Raw genomic sequence first — 17,916 nt, forward strand, 5'->3', positions numbered from 1 at the left:
AAGGTGCCCGTAGGGCGGATGAGGGGGCCGGCGAAGCCGGTCTTTTCAACAACACGGACCCCGCAGGCCTCGACCGTGTCGGTATCGTCTCGACTGTGTTCAGGGCGCTGGATCTCGGCGTCGGCGTGGCAGGATAGCTGAATTATGTGAGAGGTGTGCCGTGTGGCCCCCTCATCCGCCTGCCGGCACCTTCTCCCCGAGGGGAGAAGAGATTATGCCGCGACCTCTCCGTCCCTCGCCACATCTCGCAAAAGCACGTCCTCCGCCGCGTTTACAGGGGCCGGAGGGTCGAGACGAGTGGCTCGACCCCGGTAAGGTGCGGCTATCCCCACGAATCGGCCAGCCTTACCGCGCCGCCCAGTTGGCGCCGCGGCGGAAGATGGTCTTCATTTGGGGAACGTCGAATTCCTTGGCCTGATGGCCGAGCGAGGAATAAAAGACGCGGCCCTTGCCGTATTTCCGCTTCCAGACGACGGGCATGACGACGCCGTCGATCCAGTAGGCATGTTCGCCGGTGAACTTGGTCGTCGCCAGAACCTCGTTCGAGGGGTCGACATGCATGTAATATTGCTCTGACGTATAGGGAAAATCGGCAATCCCTTCCATGAGCGGATCGTCGGGGCGTGTGATGTTGACGGTATAGTCGATGATGTTGCCGGGGTGAGCCACCCACTGGCCGCCGATGATGAACTGGTAATCGACGGAGTCGCGGAAGGCATCGCCGGCGCCGCCGTGATAGCCGGCGATACCGACGCCGCTCTCGATCGCCGTGGCGAGGTTCTTCACCTCCTCCTTCTCGATCTTCGACATCGTCATGATCGGCACGACGAGGCTGAGATCATGGACGGAGGGGTCGGCAAGCGCCTCGGTGCCGTGTTCGAGATAGACCTTGAAGCCGTCCTCCTCGAGCATGGTCTTGATGATTTCGGCGCACTCCTGCGGCTCATGCCCGCTCCAGCCGCCCCAGACGATCAGTGCTTCACGCATAGTCTTTCCTCCTGAAATTTATTTCGCCAGCCGTCCGTCGACGATGGAATCGGACAGCGGGGCAGGGCGCTCCGTTGCCGTGGTGATCGCGACCGTCCGGCCGGTCGCAGCAGCAGTGTGGAATGCCTCCATGACTTCGAGCACATGCAGTGCCAGATCGCCGTTAGCGCGGTGCGGCCGGTTGGAGCGGATCGCATGCGCCATGTCGGCAACGCCGAGCGAGCGATAATTGCCGTCGGCATAAGGCGATGTGACCGGCTGGTCCTCGAACGGACCGCCCTTCTTCAGATATTCCACAGGGCCGCCGAACTTGTTCGGATCGGGAACGATCAGCGTGCCCTCGGTCCCGTAGACTTCCAGCGGCACATGTTTGTGGCCGGCGACATCGAAGCTCATGGCGATCTGCACGACGGCGCCATTGGCAAAGGCCATCATGCCGGTGACATGGGTCGGCACATGCACGGGAATGCGCTCGCCGTTTCGCGGTTCGCTGGTGATCAGCCGTTCCGATCGCGGCGTCGTCGCAAAACCCGCAACTTGAGAAACCGGCCCGAGAAGATTGACGAGATCGGTGATGTAGTAAGGACCCATATCGAGCATCGGCCCGCCGCCGACCTCGTAATAGAAGGCCGGGTTCGGATGCCAGCGCTCATGGCCCGGGCACATGAAGGTTGCCGAGCCGCCGACCGGCTGGCCGATGACGCCTTGGTCGATCAAGCCACGCGCCGTCTGGTGGCCGCCGCCGAGGAAAGTGTCGGGGGCAGCGCCGATGCGCAGATTCCTCGCCTTGGCGGCTTCCGCCAATTTTTTCCCTTCCGCGAAATTAATCCCGAGCGGCTTTTCCGAATAGGTGTGCTTGCCGGCATCGAGCGCCTGCAGCGCCACGGCAACATGGGCCTTCGGGATCGTCAGATTGACGATGATCTCGACCTTGGGATCGGCGAAAAGCTCCTCAACCGTCTTGACGGGAACATTGAATTCCGCCGCCTTTGCTTCCGCCAGCTCCCGGTTGAGGTCGGCGACGCCGCGGATGTCGAGGATGGGAAAGGATGCCATCGCCGTGAGATAGGCGCCCGAAATATTGCCGCATCCGATGATGCCGATACCGACCTTGTCCATGAATTCCTCCATTGGTCTTGCCATTGATCTTGCCATTGATCTTGATTGTGTCGCTCGTCAGAGCGCCGGCCCCGTCGTGCTCCAGGGCGATTCATAGAGTTCGTAGAGCGCCACCGCAGCGGCACCCTGCGCCCAGAAATCATCGGTCGAATCGTCGAAGACGAGTTCGCTCACCCCGCGCAGCGACGGCGGAATGGCGAGCGCATAGGCATCGCGCAGGCTGTTGAGAAAGGGTTCGCCGAGCGCTAGGCTCGACCCCACAAGAATGACCCGCGGCGGCGCAAACAGCGTGACGATGTTGGCAATGGTCAAACCCACCGCTTCGCCGGCACGGATGGCGGCGCTGATCAGCCGGTCGTCATCGGCCTTGATCAGCGCCTGGGCATGGTTCATGCCACGCCCGAGGCGGATGGCCTCGGCAAAACGCCCATCAGCCTGTTGTTCTCCGAGGATCGCGCTTTCGCCGGCCTGGCTGAAGAGCCGGACGACGCCGTTCGGTCCCATGCCGAGCACCAGGTCGCCGAGATTGTGGCTGAGGCCGCCGGCGCCGCGAAACAGGCTGTTACCGTGCAGGACACCGAGCCCCAGTGTCTGCTCCAGCGAAATCAGCACCATATCTTCGAGATCGCGGGCCTTTCCGAACCAGTGATGGCCAAGTGTGATGGCGTGCGCGTCACTTTCGACAATGGTCGGTGTTGCCAGCCGCGTCGACATCTCGGCGGCGAAGTCGACATTGGTGTCGCGAAAGATCGGGCTGCTTCTGATGTAGCCGGTGCGGTGCTCGATAACGCCGGGAAAGCCGAGGCAGACGCTGTCGACATCCTCCAGCGAAAGCCCGGCATCGACGACGCAGCGCCTGACGCCGTCCTCGACGAGGTCGGCGATGACGCCGATCGGCTGCCGGTCGATGCGGATCGGCAGGGCAAGCTTCGACAGCACGTCGCCGCGGAAATTGGTGACGACGAAGACCATCCTGTTGGCAGCGATCTTGGCGCCGACCACGCGGGCCGCATCGGGATTGAGTTCCAGCGCCACCCGCGGCCGTCCGCGCACGGCCTCGTTGCGGATATCGCCTTCGTGCCGCGGCAGGATCAGCCCGTCGTCGAGCAGCGAGGCGGTGATCGCCGAAACGGTCGTGGTGGAGAGTTCGGTACGCTCGCTGATCTCTATCCGCGAGATCGGACCATGGCGCCGGACGGTATCGAGCACGTTCAAGCGATTGATCGCGCGCATTAATTCTGGATCTGCAGTCTTCATGGGTACTAGCCGGGCGAGCGTTTCGTTGGGGCGGAACCCAAATATTTTTAACGGGTTACGAAATAAATAGTCGGGAATTCAGTGGTCATGTCAAGCGCATTTGATAAAAATAGAGGCATTGGGTTGACAATATGCCAAAGCTCCGTTGAATTAATCCGCATAGGGGAAAAATTGTGAGGATAGGCCCCTGGGAGGAAAATCATGACTTTTAGCTTCAAGAGCGCCGTTCCTAGCGGCAGGCGTATCGCATCCATGGCGGCGGCTGCCGGCATGTTGCTGGCGGGGGCAGGCGCAGCGTCTGCGGCGACGGTGGTCAAGTGGCTGCATCTCGAGCTCGACCCGAAATACGTGGCGGCCTGGGAAGAGATCGTCAAGAAATACGAAGCCCAGCACCCTGACGTCGATATCCAGATGCAGTTCCTCGAAAACGAGGCTTTCAAGGCCAAGCTTCCGACATTGCTGCAGTCCGACGACGTGCCGGATTTCTTTTTCAGCTGGGGCGGTGGCGTCTTGAAGCAGCAGTCCGAGACCGGCGCGCTCCAGGATGTGACGCCGGCCCTCGATGCCGATGGCGGCAAACTGCGCGGCGCCTATAGCCCGGCTTCGGTCAGCGGCCTGACATTCGAAGGCAAGACCTGGGCTATTCCCTATAAGGTCGGTCTGGTCAGCTTTTTCTACAACAAGGAGCTGTTTGCCAAGGCCGGTGTCAAGGCCGAGGACATCAAGAACTGGGCTGATTTTCTGGGTACCGTGAAGAAGATCAAGGAGGCCGGCATCGTGCCGATCGCCGGCGGCGGCGGTGAGAAGTGGCCGATCCACTTCTACTGGAGCTATCTCGTCATGCGCGAAGGCGGACAGAAGGTCTTCGAAGCGGCAAAGACCGGCCAGGGCGAAGGTTTCCTCGATCCGGCAATCATCAAGGCCGGCGACGATCTTGCCGAACTCGGAAAGCTCGAACCATTCCAGCCCGGCTATCTCGGCTCCACCTGGCCGCAGGCGCTCGGCGTTTTCGGGGACGGCAAGGCTGCGATCATCCTCGGCTTTGAAAATACCGAGGCCAACCAGCGCAAGAATGCCGGCGACGGCAAGGGTCTCGCACCCGACAATATCGGCCGTTTCGCCTTCCCGGCCGTCGATGGCGGCGCCGGCAAGCCCACCGATACGCTCGGCGGTCTGAACGGCTGGGCCGTCACCAAGAAGGCATCCAAGGAAGCGATCGATTTCCTCGCCTTCCTGACAAGCGCGGACAATGAGCGGGCGATGGCCAAGGCCGGCATGCTTCTGCCGGTTGCCGTCGGCGCCGGTGACGGCGTCACCAACCCACTGCTTGCCGAATCGGCAAAACAGCTGGCCGCTTCCACCTGGCATCAGAACTATTTCGACCAGGATCTGGGCGCTGCGGTCGGCCGTGTCGTCAACGACGTGTCGGTGGAAATCGTCTCCGGTCAGATGAATTCCAAGGACGGCGCCCAGATGATCCAGGACGCTTTCGAACTGGAACAATAACCAGCGCCTGCAGACCCATCCTGGCGCTCCGCTAAAATTCGGAGCGCCAGCATTGCTGCCGACGAGACGCGAAAGCAGGACCCATGGCCAATATCTCAGTCCCATCGATAACCACGGCCGCAAGGCCGGCAAGAAAAGCCGCAAACAGCAGGAGCTCCGTCGCCCATGACCGGCTGGCGGTGCTGCTGATCTTCCTGCCGCCGGCGCTGCTGCTTTTCACCCTCTTCGTCATCATGCCGATGGGTGAGGCGGCCTGGTACAGCCTCTACAAGTGGAATGGCTACGGCACGCCGACCGAATTCATCGCGTTGCGCAATTTCCAGGTTCTGTTCCGCAATGCGGCTTTCACCCAGGCGCTGGTCAATAACGGCCTGATCATCGTGATCTCGATCTGCATCCAGGTGCCGCTCGCCATCTGGCTGGCCACCATGTTGGCGCACCGCATTCCAGGTGTCGTCGGCTACCGCCTGATCTTCTTCCTGCCCTATGTGCTGGCGGATGTTGCCGCGGGTCTTATCTGGCGCTTCGTCTATGACGGCGACTATGGCCTGTTTGCCGCCGTTTCCAATTTCTTCGGCTTTGCCAACCCTTATGTGCTCGCCGACAAGGATGTGGCGATCTATGCCGTCCTTGGGGTGATCGTCTGGAAATATTTCGGCTTCCACATGATGCTGTTCATCGCCGGCCTGCAATCCGTCGACAAGAGCGTGCTGGAGGCCGCCGAAATCGACGGCGCCACCGGCTGGCAGAAGTTCCGTTACGTCACCCTGCCGCTGCTCGGCTCGACCTTGCGTCTTTCTATCTTCTTTGCCGTCGTCGGCTCGCTGCAGCTCTTCGACATGATCATGCCCCTGACCGGCGGCGGACCGTCCAACTCCACCCAGACGATGGTCACCTTCCTCTACACCTATGGCGTCATGCGCATGCAGGTCGGCCTCGGCAGTGCCGTCGGCGTCGCGCTCTTCATCATCTGCGTGACGCTCGCCTTCGGTTACAAAAGGATATTCATGCGCCATGACTGATATGAGCTCTTCCATCCGCATGAGCACGTCCACACGCGTCTATCTCTATGTGTCGCTGAGCCTGATTGCCGCGATCGTGCTCGTGCCGCTGCTGACGACGGCGCTCGGCGGCTTCAAGACGCTGGGCGACCTGCGCACCAATCCCTTCGGCCTGCCGACGGAGTGGCAATGGGCGAATTACACCGATATTCTCTTCGGTGAACGCTACTGGCTGCAGATCGGCAATTCGCTGGTGATCGCGTCGCTTACCGTCCTCCTGACGCTGATCGTCTCGTCCATGGCGGCTTTCGCCTTTGCCCATGTCCGCTTTTTCGGCTCGTCGTTCCTGCTCAATTATTTCTTGCTCGGCCTGATGTTTCCGGCGGCGACCGCGATCCTGCCGCTGTTCATCCGCATCCGCGATCTCGGCCTGCTCGATACCTATTGGGGCGTGGTGCTGCCGCAGGTGGCCTTCGGCCTTGGCATGAGCATCCTGCTGTTTCGAAACTATTTCCGCAACCTTCCGGAAGAATTGTTTCAGGCGGCTTTCGTCGACGGTTGCGGTTATCTCAGATTCTTCTGGCATATCTCGCTGCCGCTTTCCCGCCCGATCGTCGCCACCGTCAGCATCATTTCCTTCGTCGGCAGCTGGAACAGCTACATCCTGCCGCTGATCATGCTGAACTCGGAATCGAAATATCCCTGGCCGCTCGGCATCATGGTCTATCGCGGCGAGTACGGCACGGAATGGCAGCTGGTGCTGGCCTTCATCACGCTGACCATCCTTCCCACCATCATCGTCTTTTTCGTCGCCCAGAGACACATCATCGCCGGCCTGACCGCCGGCGCCGTGAAGTCCTGAGCCGAACCGTTGGAGTGCAATCATGGCATCCGTTGAACTCACCGATATCAGCAAGACCTATGGCGCCGTCGATGTCATCCACGGCATTTCGCTTCATATTGAGGATGGGGAATTCGTCGCGCTCGTCGGGCCATCCGGTTGCGGAAAGTCGACGCTACTGCGGATGATCGCCGGCCTCGAGGAGATCACCGACGGCGAGATCGCCATCGGCGGCAAAGTCGTCAACGCCATGACGCCGCGCGAACGCAACATCGCCATGGTCTTCCAATCCTACGCGCTTTATCCGCACATGACCGTCGCTGAAAACATGGGCTTCAATCTGAAGCTCGCCGGCGTTGCCAAACCTCAGATCGAGCTCCGGGTAGCGGAGGCCGCCCGCATGCTGGATCTCGCCGAGCTCATCGACCGCAAGCCCGCCCAGCTTTCCGGCGGCCAGCGTCAGCGTGTCGCCATGGGTCGCGCCGTGGTGCGCAATCCCGCCGTCTTCCTGTTCGACGAACCGCTGTCCAACCTCGATGCCAAGCTGCGCGTGCAGATGCGCTCGGAAATCAAGACTTTGCACCAGAAGGTCAGGACGACCTCGATCTATGTCACCCACGACCAGATCGAAGCGATGACGCTTGCCGACCGCATCGTCGTGCTCAATCAGGGCAGGGTGGAGCAAGAGGGAACGCCGCTCGAACTCTACAGGAAACCGGCCAATCTCTTCGTCGCCGCCTTCATCGGATCGCCGGCAATGAACATGCTCGAAGGCACGGTGGACGGCGAAAACGGTGAACCCGCCGCCCGCCTCGGAGACGGCACGGCAATCCGCATCGCGCCCGACCGCAAGGTCAAGGCCGGCCAGGCCATCACCATCGGCCTGCGCCCCGAACATCTCGTTCCAGGCGTCGCCGCCGGCACGCCGCTCGCCGGCCGGACGATGCTGGTGGAACCCACAGGCGCTCAGACCCATGTCGTCTTCGACCTCGCCGGACAGCAGGTGACCGCCATCGTCGACGGCGAATACCCCGCCCGTTACGGCGCCGTCTTCGAGGCCAGCATCACCAGCGATCAGGTGCATGTGTTTGACCGCGGCACTGGTGTGGCGCTGTAGGCACAAGAATCGCTGGGGCATGCGAATCCTCGATCCAGGAGATCGCCGAAACCAGCCCCTCATTCGGTTTGCTGCCACCTTTCCCGTGGGTGATCGCGATCATTTGTGAGCTGAACAAGTCCGATGGTTTCGCGCATACAGGTGATGCCGATATGGCCGCCTGGGCGGAATCGGCCCGCAATGTGGGCCGTCCTTAACGTAACCGAGCGATTGGCACCCACCAGTATGGACTGATGCCAAGGGTGTAGCCAGCTTCCGGCACTTTTAAACCACCAGCTGCGCTCTATCTGAGGATTTCCTTCTGGAAATGCCTCCGCGAATGCACGGCAACGCCACCAGCCGTGGAGCGCTGGCAATTAGCCAAGAGCAGTCATCAACTACGAATATTAGTTACCAATTGATCGCGATATTGGAGGTCAGAGAATGCAACAACACCACTTGGGGATTTTGATTGGTGGCAGTTCGCATGTTGGAAAATCCACACTGGCAAAGAGCTTGGCTGTCTCGCTTGGTAGGGAACTCATTTCCACCGACAAATTGGGCCGCCACCCCGGTAGACCGTGGCCGACGCTCCGTCCCCAGGTAGCTGAATATTATTCACGTCTCTCCGACGATACAGTGCATTGGTTTTTGAAGGTTCACCACGAGAATATGTGGCCGTACATATGTCAGATCATCGAAAATCAGAGGCAGCTTTTGAAGCCCTTCATACTCGAAGGGTCAGCACTGCGGCCAGAATATATGACGAAACTCGATCCAAGCCTCGTCAGAACCGTGTTCCTATACGCAGAAGACGACTTCTTACGTTCCCGCATGATGGAAGAAGCCGGCTACAAGGACGCCACTCAATCGGCGGCTTTGATCATCGAGAAATTTGTCGAGCGTTCGATCCGCGACAAGAGGGAAATGTTAGAGGCAGCGCGAGACGCCAAACTTCAGTGTGTTGATGTAGCTTACCCGGAGGTTCTTGAAGCTTTGGCCAAGCAACTCGCTGCTGCCTACTCGGTGGCCAATGAATAGGGAGGATAGCCAGCACCTGCTTGCTCAAAAGACCGAAACGGACGGATGAGCGGCTAAGCCATAGTGAGTTTGGCGATAATTATGGTCGTGTCCTGTGCCGGCGGATGGTCCGGCGACACTGATCAGCAGAATTCCACGCCCACTAACACCAGAATTGGATCCGCTCTGGGAGGCTGGACGATCAAAAGACGAAAACCTAAAAGAGATTAAGCCCATACCCGCCTCTTGAAGAAGGAGCAAAAATGAAACGCATCGAGATGGAGGTGAGCGGCGGCTGCCAGTGCGGTGCCGTGCGCTACCACGCAACCGCTATGCTTGACAATTCTCATCTCTGCCATTGCCGCATGTGCCAGAAAGCCTCGGGCAACATCTTCGCGGCGCTCGTCGCCGCGCCCGATGATGCGCTCAGCTGGACACGCGGCAAGCCAAGCGTCTGGAAGAGCTCGGAGCTTGTCGAGCGCGGCTTCTGCGCCAATTGCGGCACGCCATTGTTCTTCCACCACCTCGAAAACGGTCGCACCAATCTGATGATCGGTTCGCTTGACGATCCGCACGCCTTCTCGCCGCTTGCCAATACCTGCACCGAGAACATGGTGGCATGGTTCGATACGATCACGGGCATAGAAAATACCGGTGCAACCGAAAACAACGGCGCCGGCTGGGCCGCGGCGATCAAGGAGAGCAACAACCAGCACCCCGATCACGACACCACCTCATGGGCGGTGAGGGGGCCCGATGGCTGAGTGCTATTCCGGCGTTTGCCAGTGCGGCGCTGTCCGTAGCCGCTGTTCCGAAAAGCCGTTGCGCTGGAAACCAACGACAGCAACAGCTTGCTTTCAATATGATGCACGCAGGGTGCCTGAAGGTCTGCTCTTTAGGTAATTTGTGCCTCGAGCGGCCCGTCCGCTTCCTGCCCCGTGGCTGTCGTCTATCCAAGGCCGAGCCGATGTCCGTTGTTGGTGCGAACCGGACGGCCGCCGGGCCACCCCGGCGGCCTACTGCCGCGATATATTATTCCGCCGCGATCCGTGTGACGCCGTTTGCCTGGACGATCTTTTCCAGCAGCGCGAGCTCTTCCTGGGTAAGATCCGTCAAAGGCGGGCGCACGGGGCCGGGGTTCTGCCCGAGGACGCGAAGGCCGGCCTTGATGATCGAGACGGCGTATCCCTTCTTGCGGTTGCGCAAGGCGACGAAGGGGAAGAAGAAGCCTTTCAGGATCTCATCGACAGTTGCCTGATCGCCGGTGCGCAAGGCGCCGTAAAAGCGCTGGGCAAGCGCGGGCACGAAGTTGAAAACGGCCGATGAATAGGTCGTCACGCCTGCGGCGAAATAGGCCTGGGCATAAACCTCATGGGTCGGCATGCCGCCGACATAGACGAGACGATCGCCAAGCAGGGTGGTGATCTCGATCACCTTGTCGACATCGCCGACGCCATCCTTGAAGCCGATCAGGTTCGGGCATTCCTCCGCCAGACGCGCGATGCTGTCGGCCGAAAGAATGGCATTGTCGCGGTTATAGACGATGACACCGATGCCGACGGATTGGCAAACCGCCTTGACGTGGGCAATGAGACCCGCCTGTTCGGCAAACATCAGATAGGGCGGCAACAGCAGCAGTCCGTCCGCGCCGGCCTTTTCGGCAGCGACTGCGATCTCGATGGCGAGCGATGTACCGTAGCCGGTTCCCGAAATGATCGGCGTCTTGCCCGCCGACGCCTTGGCGGCCCGGATTACCTGCGGAATTTCGGTCGGATTGAGAGAGAAGAACTCCCCGGTGCCGCCGGCTGCAAACAGCGCTGCAGCGTCATAACCGGAAAGCCACTCGACATGACGGCGATACTTGGCTTCGTCGAATTTGAGTTGATCGTCGAAATGGGTAACCGGAAACGACAGGAGACCACTGCCGACGGCCTTCTTCAATTCAATCGGGTTCATCATGAAGTCCTATTCTTGACGTGTTGAAAACCGGCTCACTCGCTCTCGAGCACTTGCAGAAGTGCTGCGATATAGCCGTAGCAGAAGGCAAATGCGGTGGCGGAAGGGTCCTTGCCGCTGACGGTCGGCACATGATCGGGCATCAGCATGTATTTGAAGCCCACCTCCTTATAGATCCTGGCCGAGCGGACCATGTCCATGTCGCCTTCTTCAGGGAAGGTCTCCATGAAGGACAGCTTGCCGCCGCGAATGTTGCGGAAGTGAACATTGAATATCTTGCCGCGCTGGCCGAACCAGCGGATGACATCGTCGATTTCCTTGCCGGGATTTTCCAGCATCTCGCCGATCGAACCCTGGCAGAAATTGAGGCCGTGATACGGGTTTTCACGCATCAGCACGAATTTCTTCAGGCCTTCCACCGTACCCAGCACCCGCGTGACGCCGCGATAACCCGGCGGCGTATAGGGATCGTGCGGATGGCAGGCGAGCCGGACGCGGTTGCTTGCAGCGACAGGAACGACGCGCTCCAGGAAATAGTCGATCCGTTCCCAGTTCTCGTCCTCGGAAAGCACGCCGGCAAGGCCGGGCTCGGCCTGCTGATCCGTCTTGTCCCAGCGGAAGCTCGCATTCAGCGATCCGCCGCGTCCCGGTTCATCCGGCGTGCGGGGAATGCCAATCAGGTTGAGATTGTACTTCACCGCAGGAATGCCGGCGGCTGCGACATTCTCGATCAGCTTGCAGACGGCGTCAATCTGTCTGTCGCGTTCGGGGCCGGCAAGCAGGATATCGGGATAGGAAGCCTTCTCGATCGGCTGCGAGGGCAGGGGCAACTGGATCATATCGAGGATCAGGCCGAAGCTTTCGACTTTGTCGCGATGACGTTCGAGATCGGAGAGCGTCCAGCTGCTCGGCTTTCCCGCCGGGTCGGCGTTGATATGCTTCACACCCAGTTGCGCGAAGATACGATAATCGTCGTCATCCCGCGCTGCGACCTGTGTTCCCAGATACATTTGAGTCTCTTTCGAAATTACACAATGTCATATGACATAATATGAATTTTGAAGAGTGTCGAGCCCTATTGCTGCTCGGCAAGCATACGGTAGCGGCGCTGGCTGGCCAGCATATGGGCGCGCATTGCCTGGCGGGCGCGTTCCGGATCCTGATCGGCGATTGCCGACAGGATTTCGACATGTTCGGCATAAACCTTCTGAAGATAGCTGCGGTCATTGGCCTCAGGCAGTGTCGGAAACTGACCGCGGGGGATGGCTCTGGGGCCGAAATGGCGCAGGACGTCGACATAGAATCGGTTGTTCGTGGCGGCGGCAATCGCCATGTGGAAGGCGTAATCCGCTTCCACCGTTTGCTGTCCAGTTTCGATCAGGTTTGCCATTCTGCGGTTGGCTTCGCGAATCGCCGCCTCTTGCTCGGCGGTGCGGCGATAGGCGGCGATTGCCGCCGCTTCACCCTCGGCCGCCATACGAAACTCCAGCAATTCCAGGGTTTCCGGAATGCTTTTGATTTCCACCGGCGTCAGTGACAGGACCGAATGCGCCTTCGGATCCGCGACGAAGACGCCTTTGCCCTGGATCGGCTTGACGAAGCCTGCAGACCTCAGATCGGCAATGGCCTCGCGCACCACGGTGCGGCTGACGCCGAATGTCGCTTCAAGCTGCGGCTCGGTCGGCAGCTGGTCGCCGACCCGTAGCTTCCCCGTCTCGATCTGCGCCCGCAACTGATCGATGACCTGCTGCGCCAGTCTTTGCCGGCCACCGCCGAGTGTCGTCATTTTCCGTTCCCCCAATCCCTTTGCATCATGTCTCCCGCTCGGGTCTTGCAAATCATATCAGACTTCGATAAATCATAATACGACATACGGGCGACATAATATGTCTTTTATAGTAGTCTAGGGAGGACTGACAATGAAGCATTTTTCTAAGGGCTTGTTCGTCGGCGCCGTGATCGGCGCCCTGACGGTGGCTGCACCGCTCTCGCAGGCTGCCACGCCGCAGGACCAGTTGGTGGTCGGCACATCGCTGGCGCAGGTTTTGTCGCTGGATCCGCAGCAGGCGACCGAAGGCAAAGCGGTCGAGATCATGTCGAATCTTTACGATCGGCTGGTCGCCAGCACGGCGGATGGCAAGATCCTTCCGCAGCTGGCGGAAAGCTGGAAGGTTGACGACAAGGGCATCACCTTTACGCTGCGCAAGGCCAATTTCGCCTCCGGCAACCCGGTTACCTCGAAGGATGTCGTCTACTCGCTGGCGCGGCTCCTGAAGATGGACCAGGCCGCCGCCGCCAACCTCAAGCGCGTCGGCTACGACAAGGACAATGTCGAAAAGCTCGTCAAGGCCGTCGACGACCAGACGGTGCGGATCGATCTCTCCGACCAGGTGACGGCAGAGCTTCTGCTCTACCGGCTGACGACGACGACGACCAGCGTGGTCGACAGCGTCGAGGTCGAGAGCCACGCCGTTGACAACGACTACGGAAATGCCTGGATGCGAACCCATTCGGCCGGCTCCGGTCCGTTCACCCTCAATCGCTGGTCTCCGAACGAACTGGTGATCCTTGACGCCAACAAGGACTATATGGCCGGCGCGCCGAAAATGCGCCGCGTCATCGTCCGGCATGTGCCTGAAAGCCAGGTCGAGCGGCTGATGCTCGAACGCGGCGATATCGATATTGCCAGCGCGCTGACCGCATCGGATCTCGCGACGTTCCAGGACAAGAAGGGCTTTGCCATTCAGCGTATTCCGACGGGCGGTTTCTACGTGCTGTCGATGAATGCCGGTAACAAATACCTCGCCAACCCGAAGGTTCGCGAAGCCATTGCCTATGGCATCGACTACAAGGGCATCGAGAAGACCATCATGGGTCCTTACGGCCGGGCCAGAAACGTTCCCGTTCCGGAGAATTTCGAATATGCCATCCCGAACCCCGATTGGCATCTCGACGTCGAAAAGTCCAAGCAGCTGCTGAGCGAGGCAGGCTTCAAGGACGGCTTCTCGCTGTCGCTGAAGACCATCGCGCAAACGCCGCGCATCGATCTGGCCACCGCCATCCAGGCATCGCTTGCCCAGATCGGCATCAAGATCGACATCCAGCAGGGCAACGGTTCGGAAATCATCGCCGCCCATCGCGCCAGGGATTTCGATCTGCTGATCCCGCAGACCAGCGCCTATATGCCGAACGTCCTCGGCTCGATGGAGCAGTTTTCCTCCAATCCCGACAACTCGAAGGAGGCCAACAATGCCGGCAATTTCGTCTGGCGCTCGGCCTGGGACATCCCGGAACTCACGGCCCTGACGGCGAAAGCATCGATGGAGCCGGACGCCAAGAAGCGTGGCGAAATCTATGTTCAGATGCAGAAGCTGTTCGTTGAACAGAAGCCGGCGGTGCTTCCGCTCTTCGAGCGCTTTGAGCCGATCGTCCTCAACAGCAAGGTCGAGGGATATGTGGGGCATCCGTCTCAGCTGACGCGTCTCGAGAACGTGACCAAGGTCGAAACCCAGTAATACTTCCCAGGACAGCCGATCATGAAGGAACTCTCCGTAGCCGAATTTGGCCGACGCCTGGCGCATTTGCTGGTCAGCCTGTTCATCCTCTTATGTGTGACCTTCGTGATCGGCCGTATCCTGCCCACCGATCCGGTCGGCGCGATTGTCGGCGAGCTCGCCGATCCCGCCGCCTATGCGGCGATGCGGGCGCGCCTGGGGCTCGATCTGCCGATCTACCAGCAGTTTTTCCTCTATCTGAACGGCCTGGCGCACGGTGATTTCGGCACGGCCGTCCTCACCGGCAATCCGGTCTCCTCGGACCTTGCCCAGGCCTTTCCGGCGACGTTTGAACTCGCGACGCTGGCGGTGATCATTTCGACCTTCGTCGGTGTCCCGCTCGGGCTGGTCGCGGCCCTCTTTCGCGACAGCTTCATCGACAAGACGGCCCGGGTCGTCGCGCTCGTCGGTCATTCGATCCCGGTTTTCTGGTTCGGCATCGTCGGGCTTGTCATCTTCTATGCCGGCCTCAACTGGGTCGGCGGGCCGGGCAGGATTGATGTCTTTTACGAAGGCCTCGTCACGCCGCAAACCGGGCTGTTGTTGGTCGACAGCCTGCTGCAGGGCGAGACCGAAATCTTCTGGAATGCGCTCGGCCATATCATTCTGCCGGCCGTCATCCTCGCCTATGCGGCGATGGCCTACATCACCCGCATGACCCGCAGCTTCACCCTGGAGCAGTTGAGCCAGGATTATGTCATTGCGGCCCGAGCCAAGGGTGTGAGCCCGCTCGGCACGATCTGGCACCACGTCCTGCCGAACATTGCGGTGCAGCTGATCACCATCCTTGCCATTTCCTACGGCGGTCTGCTCGAAGGCGCTGTCGTGACCGAGATCGTTTTCTCCTGGCCGGGTATTGGCCAGTACATGACGAACGCGCTGATGATCGGCGACATGAACGCCATCGTCGCCGGCACCATCATTGTGGGATTCATTTTCATGTTGTTGAACTTCCTGGCCGACGTCGCTTACGCCGTCTTTGATCCGCGTATGCGGGAGGCCGCCCGATGAGCGATGTTATCCGCAGCGAGATTCATATCCGCCCGCCAAGTGTGTCGACCCGTATCGCGGCGTCGTTTGCGCGCACCGGCCGCAAATTGGCCCACGAGCCGCTCGGTCTTGCCGGTTTCGTCATCCTCGGTTTGCTTTGCTTAATCGCGATCTTCGCGCCGCTCCTGGCGCCCTACGATCCGGCCATACAGTCGCTTGGCGAGGCCTTGCAGCCGCCGAGCCTCACGCATCTGGCGGGCACGGACGAATTCGGTCGGGACATCTTGAGCCGCCTCATCTTCGGCACGCGCATCACCATCCAGACCGTGCTGTCGATCTCCTTGATCGTCGGGCCGATCGGCCTGCTGATCGGCGTCGTTGCCGGCTTCTTCGGCGGGCGCACCGATGCGCTGCTGATGCGCGCCACCGATATCGTTCTGTCGTTCCCGTCGCTGATCCTGGCTCTGGCTTTTGCCGCGGCACTCGGCGCCGGCTTGACCACCGCAATCATCGCGATCTCGCTGACTGCATGGCCGCCGATTGCGAGACTCGCGCGCGCCGAGGCGCTTGTCGTCAGAAACGCCGATTATGTGGTCGCCGCCCGCCTTTATGGTGCCTCGCCGATGCGCATCCTTCTTCTCTATATCGCGCCGATGTGCGTTCCCTCCGTCATTGTTCGCCTGACGCTCAACATGGCGGGTATCATTCTGACGGCGGCTTCGCTTGGTTTCCTCGGGCTTGGCGCCCAGCCGCCGGCGCCGGAATGGGGCGCGATGATCTCCAGCGGCCGCAAGTTCATGCTCGATTATTGGTGGGTCGCCGTGATGCCGGGTATCGCCATCCTCCTCACCAGCCTTGCCTTCAACATCGCCGGAGATGCTCTGCGCGACCTTTTGGATCCCCGCCATGCAAGATCGTGATCTGCAGCCCGTTCTTTCCGTCGAAGGATTGACCGTCCGTTTCGGCCGAGGCGCCGCGCCCGCTGTCTCCAATGTCAGTTTCGACGTCGGGCGCGAACGTGTCGGGATTGTCGGCGAATCCGGTTCCGGCAAGTCGACGACCGGTCGCGCGATCATGCGCCTTTTGCCGCCGGCCGCGGTGGTCTCGGCCGAACGCATGGATCTCAGCGGCGATCCGTTGCTTTCGAAGTCCGAGCGTCAGATGGGCGCGCTGCGCGGCAAGGACATCGCGCTGATCATGCAGGATCCGCGTTATTCGCTGAATCCGGTGCTTTCGATCGGCAAGCAGATCGCCGAAGCCGCCCGCCTTCACCTCGGTCTTCACAAGAAACAGGCGCATGAGGCTGCCCGCGCCATGCTGGAGCGCGTGCGCATCAGCGATCCGGAGCGGGTCATGGCGCTTTACCCGCACCAGATATCGGGCGGGATGGGCCAGCGCGTGATGATCGCCATGATGCTGCTGGCACGGCCGAAGCTTGTTATCGCCGACGAGCCGACATCGGCGCTTGATGTCAGCGTCCGCAAGGACGTGCTGCTGTTGCTCGATGAACTGGTGCGCGAGAACAATTCCGGCCTGCTGTTGATCAGCCATGACATTCGCATGGTGGCAGCCTTTTGCGAGCGCATCATCGTCATGTATGCGGGCCGGATCGTGGAAACGCTGACCAGTCTGGAGGAGGCTCGCCATCCCTATACCCGAGGGCTGATCGCTGCGCTGCCCGACCCGAGGAATCCGGTTCGCCGGCTTGCGGTTCTCGACAGGACGAAACTCGATCTGGAGATGGCGCAATGATCAATGTGCGTGACCTCGATGTCGTCTTTGCCTCCGGCAAATCAAGCAACCATGTCGTCAGGGGTGTCAGTTTTCAGGTCGGCCAGGGGGAGACGCTGGGCATTGTCGGTGAATCCGGATGCGGCAAATCGACGGTGCTGCGTTGCCTTGCCGGCATGGAGGCCGGTTGGACCGGTCACATCGAACTTGGCGGAAAGCCGATCGGCAAGAAACGCTCCCGCGAGGAGCTGAAATTCGCCCAGATGGTGTTTCAGGACCCTTACGGATCCTTGCATCCGCGCCATCGTATCGGCACCGCCCTGGCGGAACCGCTGCGCGCCATGCGCCATTCGGACATCTGGTCCAAGGTTGAGAGGGCGTTGATCCAGGTCGGTTTGCCGGCGAGTTTCGCAAACCGTTTTCCGCATGAGCTTTCCGGCGGCCAGCGGCAAAGGGTGGCAATCGCCCGGGCCCTGATCCTGTCGCCGCCCATCCTGTTGCTGGACGAGCCGACATCGGCGCTCGATGTCTCGGTCCAGGCCGAAATCCTCAACCTGCTGGCCGATCAGCGCGAGGAAAAGGGCCTGACCTATCTGCTTGTCAGCCATGACCTCGCAGTCATCGCCCATATGTGCGACCGGGTGCTGATCATGAAGAACGGTTGCTTCGTCGACGAGCTCACCAAAGCGGATCTGCAGGCCGGCACGACGCATGATGCCTATGCACGAGAACTGTTCGAGGCGAGTTTTATCGAGGCTTGATGTCCTCGATTGGCGCGGCGTGGGATTGTCCGGTTTGCGCTAATGGCTGCCCCTCACCCTAACCCTCATATGCGCTAGGTTAGGCGGGCGCGGAGAT

17 protein-coding genes are annotated in these 17,916 nt (G+C 60.4%); 11 read left to right on the forward strand and 6 right to left on the reverse strand.

Features of this window, described 5'->3' with window-relative positions:
* Window positions 1-345: 345 nt before the first annotated feature.
* From C3Y91_RS34275 to C3Y91_RS34285, 3 genes are read right to left on the reverse strand one after another with little or no spacing between them, the layout of a single operon-like run.
* On the reverse strand, window positions 346-987 hold the full coding sequence (locus C3Y91_RS34275; protein ID WP_003539493.1) for a ThuA domain-containing protein: 642 nt from the start codon (window positions 985-987) through the stop codon (window positions 346-348).
* Between the two features lie 18 nt (window positions 988-1,005).
* Window positions 1,006-2,106, reverse strand: coding sequence for a Gfo/Idh/MocA family protein (locus C3Y91_RS34280; protein ID WP_018069625.1), 1,101 nt, complete (start codon window positions 2,104-2,106; stop codon window positions 1,006-1,008).
* A 57-nt stretch (window positions 2,107-2,163) separates the two neighbouring features.
* Entirely contained in the window at window positions 2,164-3,363 is a 1,200-nt protein-coding gene (locus tag C3Y91_RS34285; RefSeq protein WP_018494677.1) for an ROK family transcriptional regulator, read from the reverse strand.
* 201 nt (window positions 3,364-3,564) lie between these two features.
* On the opposite strand from C3Y91_RS34285, the gene C3Y91_RS34290 reads away from it, so the two are divergent.
* The 6 genes from C3Y91_RS34290 (at window position 3,565) to C3Y91_RS34315 (ending at window position 9,591) form a co-directional block, all read left to right on the forward strand.
* A complete protein-coding gene (locus C3Y91_RS34290) occupies window positions 3,565-4,869 on the forward strand; it encodes an ABC transporter substrate-binding protein (protein WP_130664552.1) in 1,305 nt (434 codons plus the stop codon).
* An 83-nt stretch (window positions 4,870-4,952) separates the two neighbouring features.
* Complete coding sequence (locus C3Y91_RS34295; protein ID WP_168576338.1) at window positions 4,953-5,891, forward strand: carbohydrate ABC transporter permease; 939 nt, start codon at window positions 4,953-4,955, stop codon at window positions 5,889-5,891.
* A complete protein-coding gene (locus tag C3Y91_RS34300; RefSeq protein WP_003539503.1) occupies window positions 5,884-6,732 on the forward strand; it encodes a carbohydrate ABC transporter permease in 849 nt (282 codons plus the stop codon). Before C3Y91_RS34295 ends, C3Y91_RS34300 begins: the two co-directional genes overlap by 8 nt.
* 22 nt (window positions 6,733-6,754) lie before the next feature.
* On the forward strand, window positions 6,755-7,828 hold the full coding sequence (locus C3Y91_RS34305; RefSeq protein WP_168576339.1) for an ABC transporter ATP-binding protein: 1,074 nt from the start codon (window positions 6,755-6,757) through the stop codon (window positions 7,826-7,828).
* 423 nt (window positions 7,829-8,251) lie between these two features.
* Window positions 8,252-8,848: a hypothetical protein gene (locus C3Y91_RS34310; protein ID WP_168576340.1), complete on the forward strand. Its 597-nt coding sequence runs from the start codon at window positions 8,252-8,254 to the stop codon at window positions 8,846-8,848.
* A gap of 242 nt (window positions 8,849-9,090) precedes the next feature.
* Entirely contained in the window at window positions 9,091-9,591 is a 501-nt protein-coding gene (locus C3Y91_RS34315; RefSeq protein WP_024321940.1) for a GFA family protein, read from the forward strand.
* A 268-nt stretch (window positions 9,592-9,859) separates the two neighbouring features.
* Here C3Y91_RS34315 and kdgD read toward each other — a convergent pair whose 3' ends face one another.
* The 3 genes from kdgD to C3Y91_RS34330 form a co-directional block, all read right to left on the reverse strand.
* Window positions 9,860-10,786: a 5-dehydro-4-deoxyglucarate dehydratase gene (kdgD, locus tag C3Y91_RS34320; protein WP_168576341.1), complete on the reverse strand. Its 927-nt coding sequence runs from the start codon at window positions 10,784-10,786 to the stop codon at window positions 9,860-9,862.
* Between the two features lie 32 nt (window positions 10,787-10,818).
* Window positions 10,819-11,793, reverse strand: coding sequence for a mannonate dehydratase (locus tag C3Y91_RS34325; protein ID WP_168576342.1), 975 nt, complete (start codon window positions 11,791-11,793; stop codon window positions 10,819-10,821).
* 65 nt (window positions 11,794-11,858) lie between these two features.
* Complete coding sequence (locus tag C3Y91_RS34330; protein WP_064249988.1) at window positions 11,859-12,569, reverse strand: FadR/GntR family transcriptional regulator; 711 nt, start codon at window positions 12,567-12,569, stop codon at window positions 11,859-11,861.
* Between the two features lie 133 nt (window positions 12,570-12,702).
* Between C3Y91_RS34330 and C3Y91_RS34335 the strand changes: the two genes are divergently transcribed.
* From C3Y91_RS34335 to C3Y91_RS34355, 5 genes are read left to right on the forward strand one after another with little or no spacing between them, the layout of a single operon-like run.
* Entirely contained in the window at window positions 12,703-14,298 is a 1,596-nt protein-coding gene (locus C3Y91_RS34335) for an ABC transporter substrate-binding protein (protein WP_168576343.1), read from the forward strand.
* 21 nt (window positions 14,299-14,319) lie between these two features.
* On the forward strand, window positions 14,320-15,348 hold the full coding sequence (locus C3Y91_RS34340) for an ABC transporter permease (protein WP_029873222.1): 1,029 nt from the start codon (window positions 14,320-14,322) through the stop codon (window positions 15,346-15,348).
* Window positions 15,345-16,247: an ABC transporter permease gene (locus C3Y91_RS34345; RefSeq protein ID WP_130814224.1), complete on the forward strand. Its 903-nt coding sequence runs from the start codon at window positions 15,345-15,347 to the stop codon at window positions 16,245-16,247. Before C3Y91_RS34340 ends, C3Y91_RS34345 begins: the two co-directional genes overlap by 4 nt.
* The gene (locus tag C3Y91_RS34350; protein WP_168576344.1) at window positions 16,234-17,079 is read left to right on the forward strand and encodes an ABC transporter ATP-binding protein; all 846 of its coding nucleotides are present in this window, start codon (window positions 16,234-16,236) and stop codon (window positions 17,077-17,079) included. The genes C3Y91_RS34345 and C3Y91_RS34350 overlap by 14 nt, the downstream gene beginning before the upstream one ends.
* The gene (locus C3Y91_RS34355; RefSeq protein ID WP_168576345.1) at window positions 17,076-17,819 is read left to right on the forward strand and encodes an ABC transporter ATP-binding protein; all 744 of its coding nucleotides are present in this window, start codon (window positions 17,076-17,078) and stop codon (window positions 17,817-17,819) included. The genes C3Y91_RS34350 and C3Y91_RS34355 overlap by 4 nt, the downstream gene beginning before the upstream one ends.
* The last annotated feature ends 97 nt before the right edge of the window (window positions 17,820-17,916 follow it).

It is taken from the genome of Rhizobium ruizarguesonis, from assembly GCF_012349115.1.
Classification (GTDB): Bacteria; Pseudomonadota; Alphaproteobacteria; order Rhizobiales; family Rhizobiaceae; genus Rhizobium; species Rhizobium ruizarguesonis.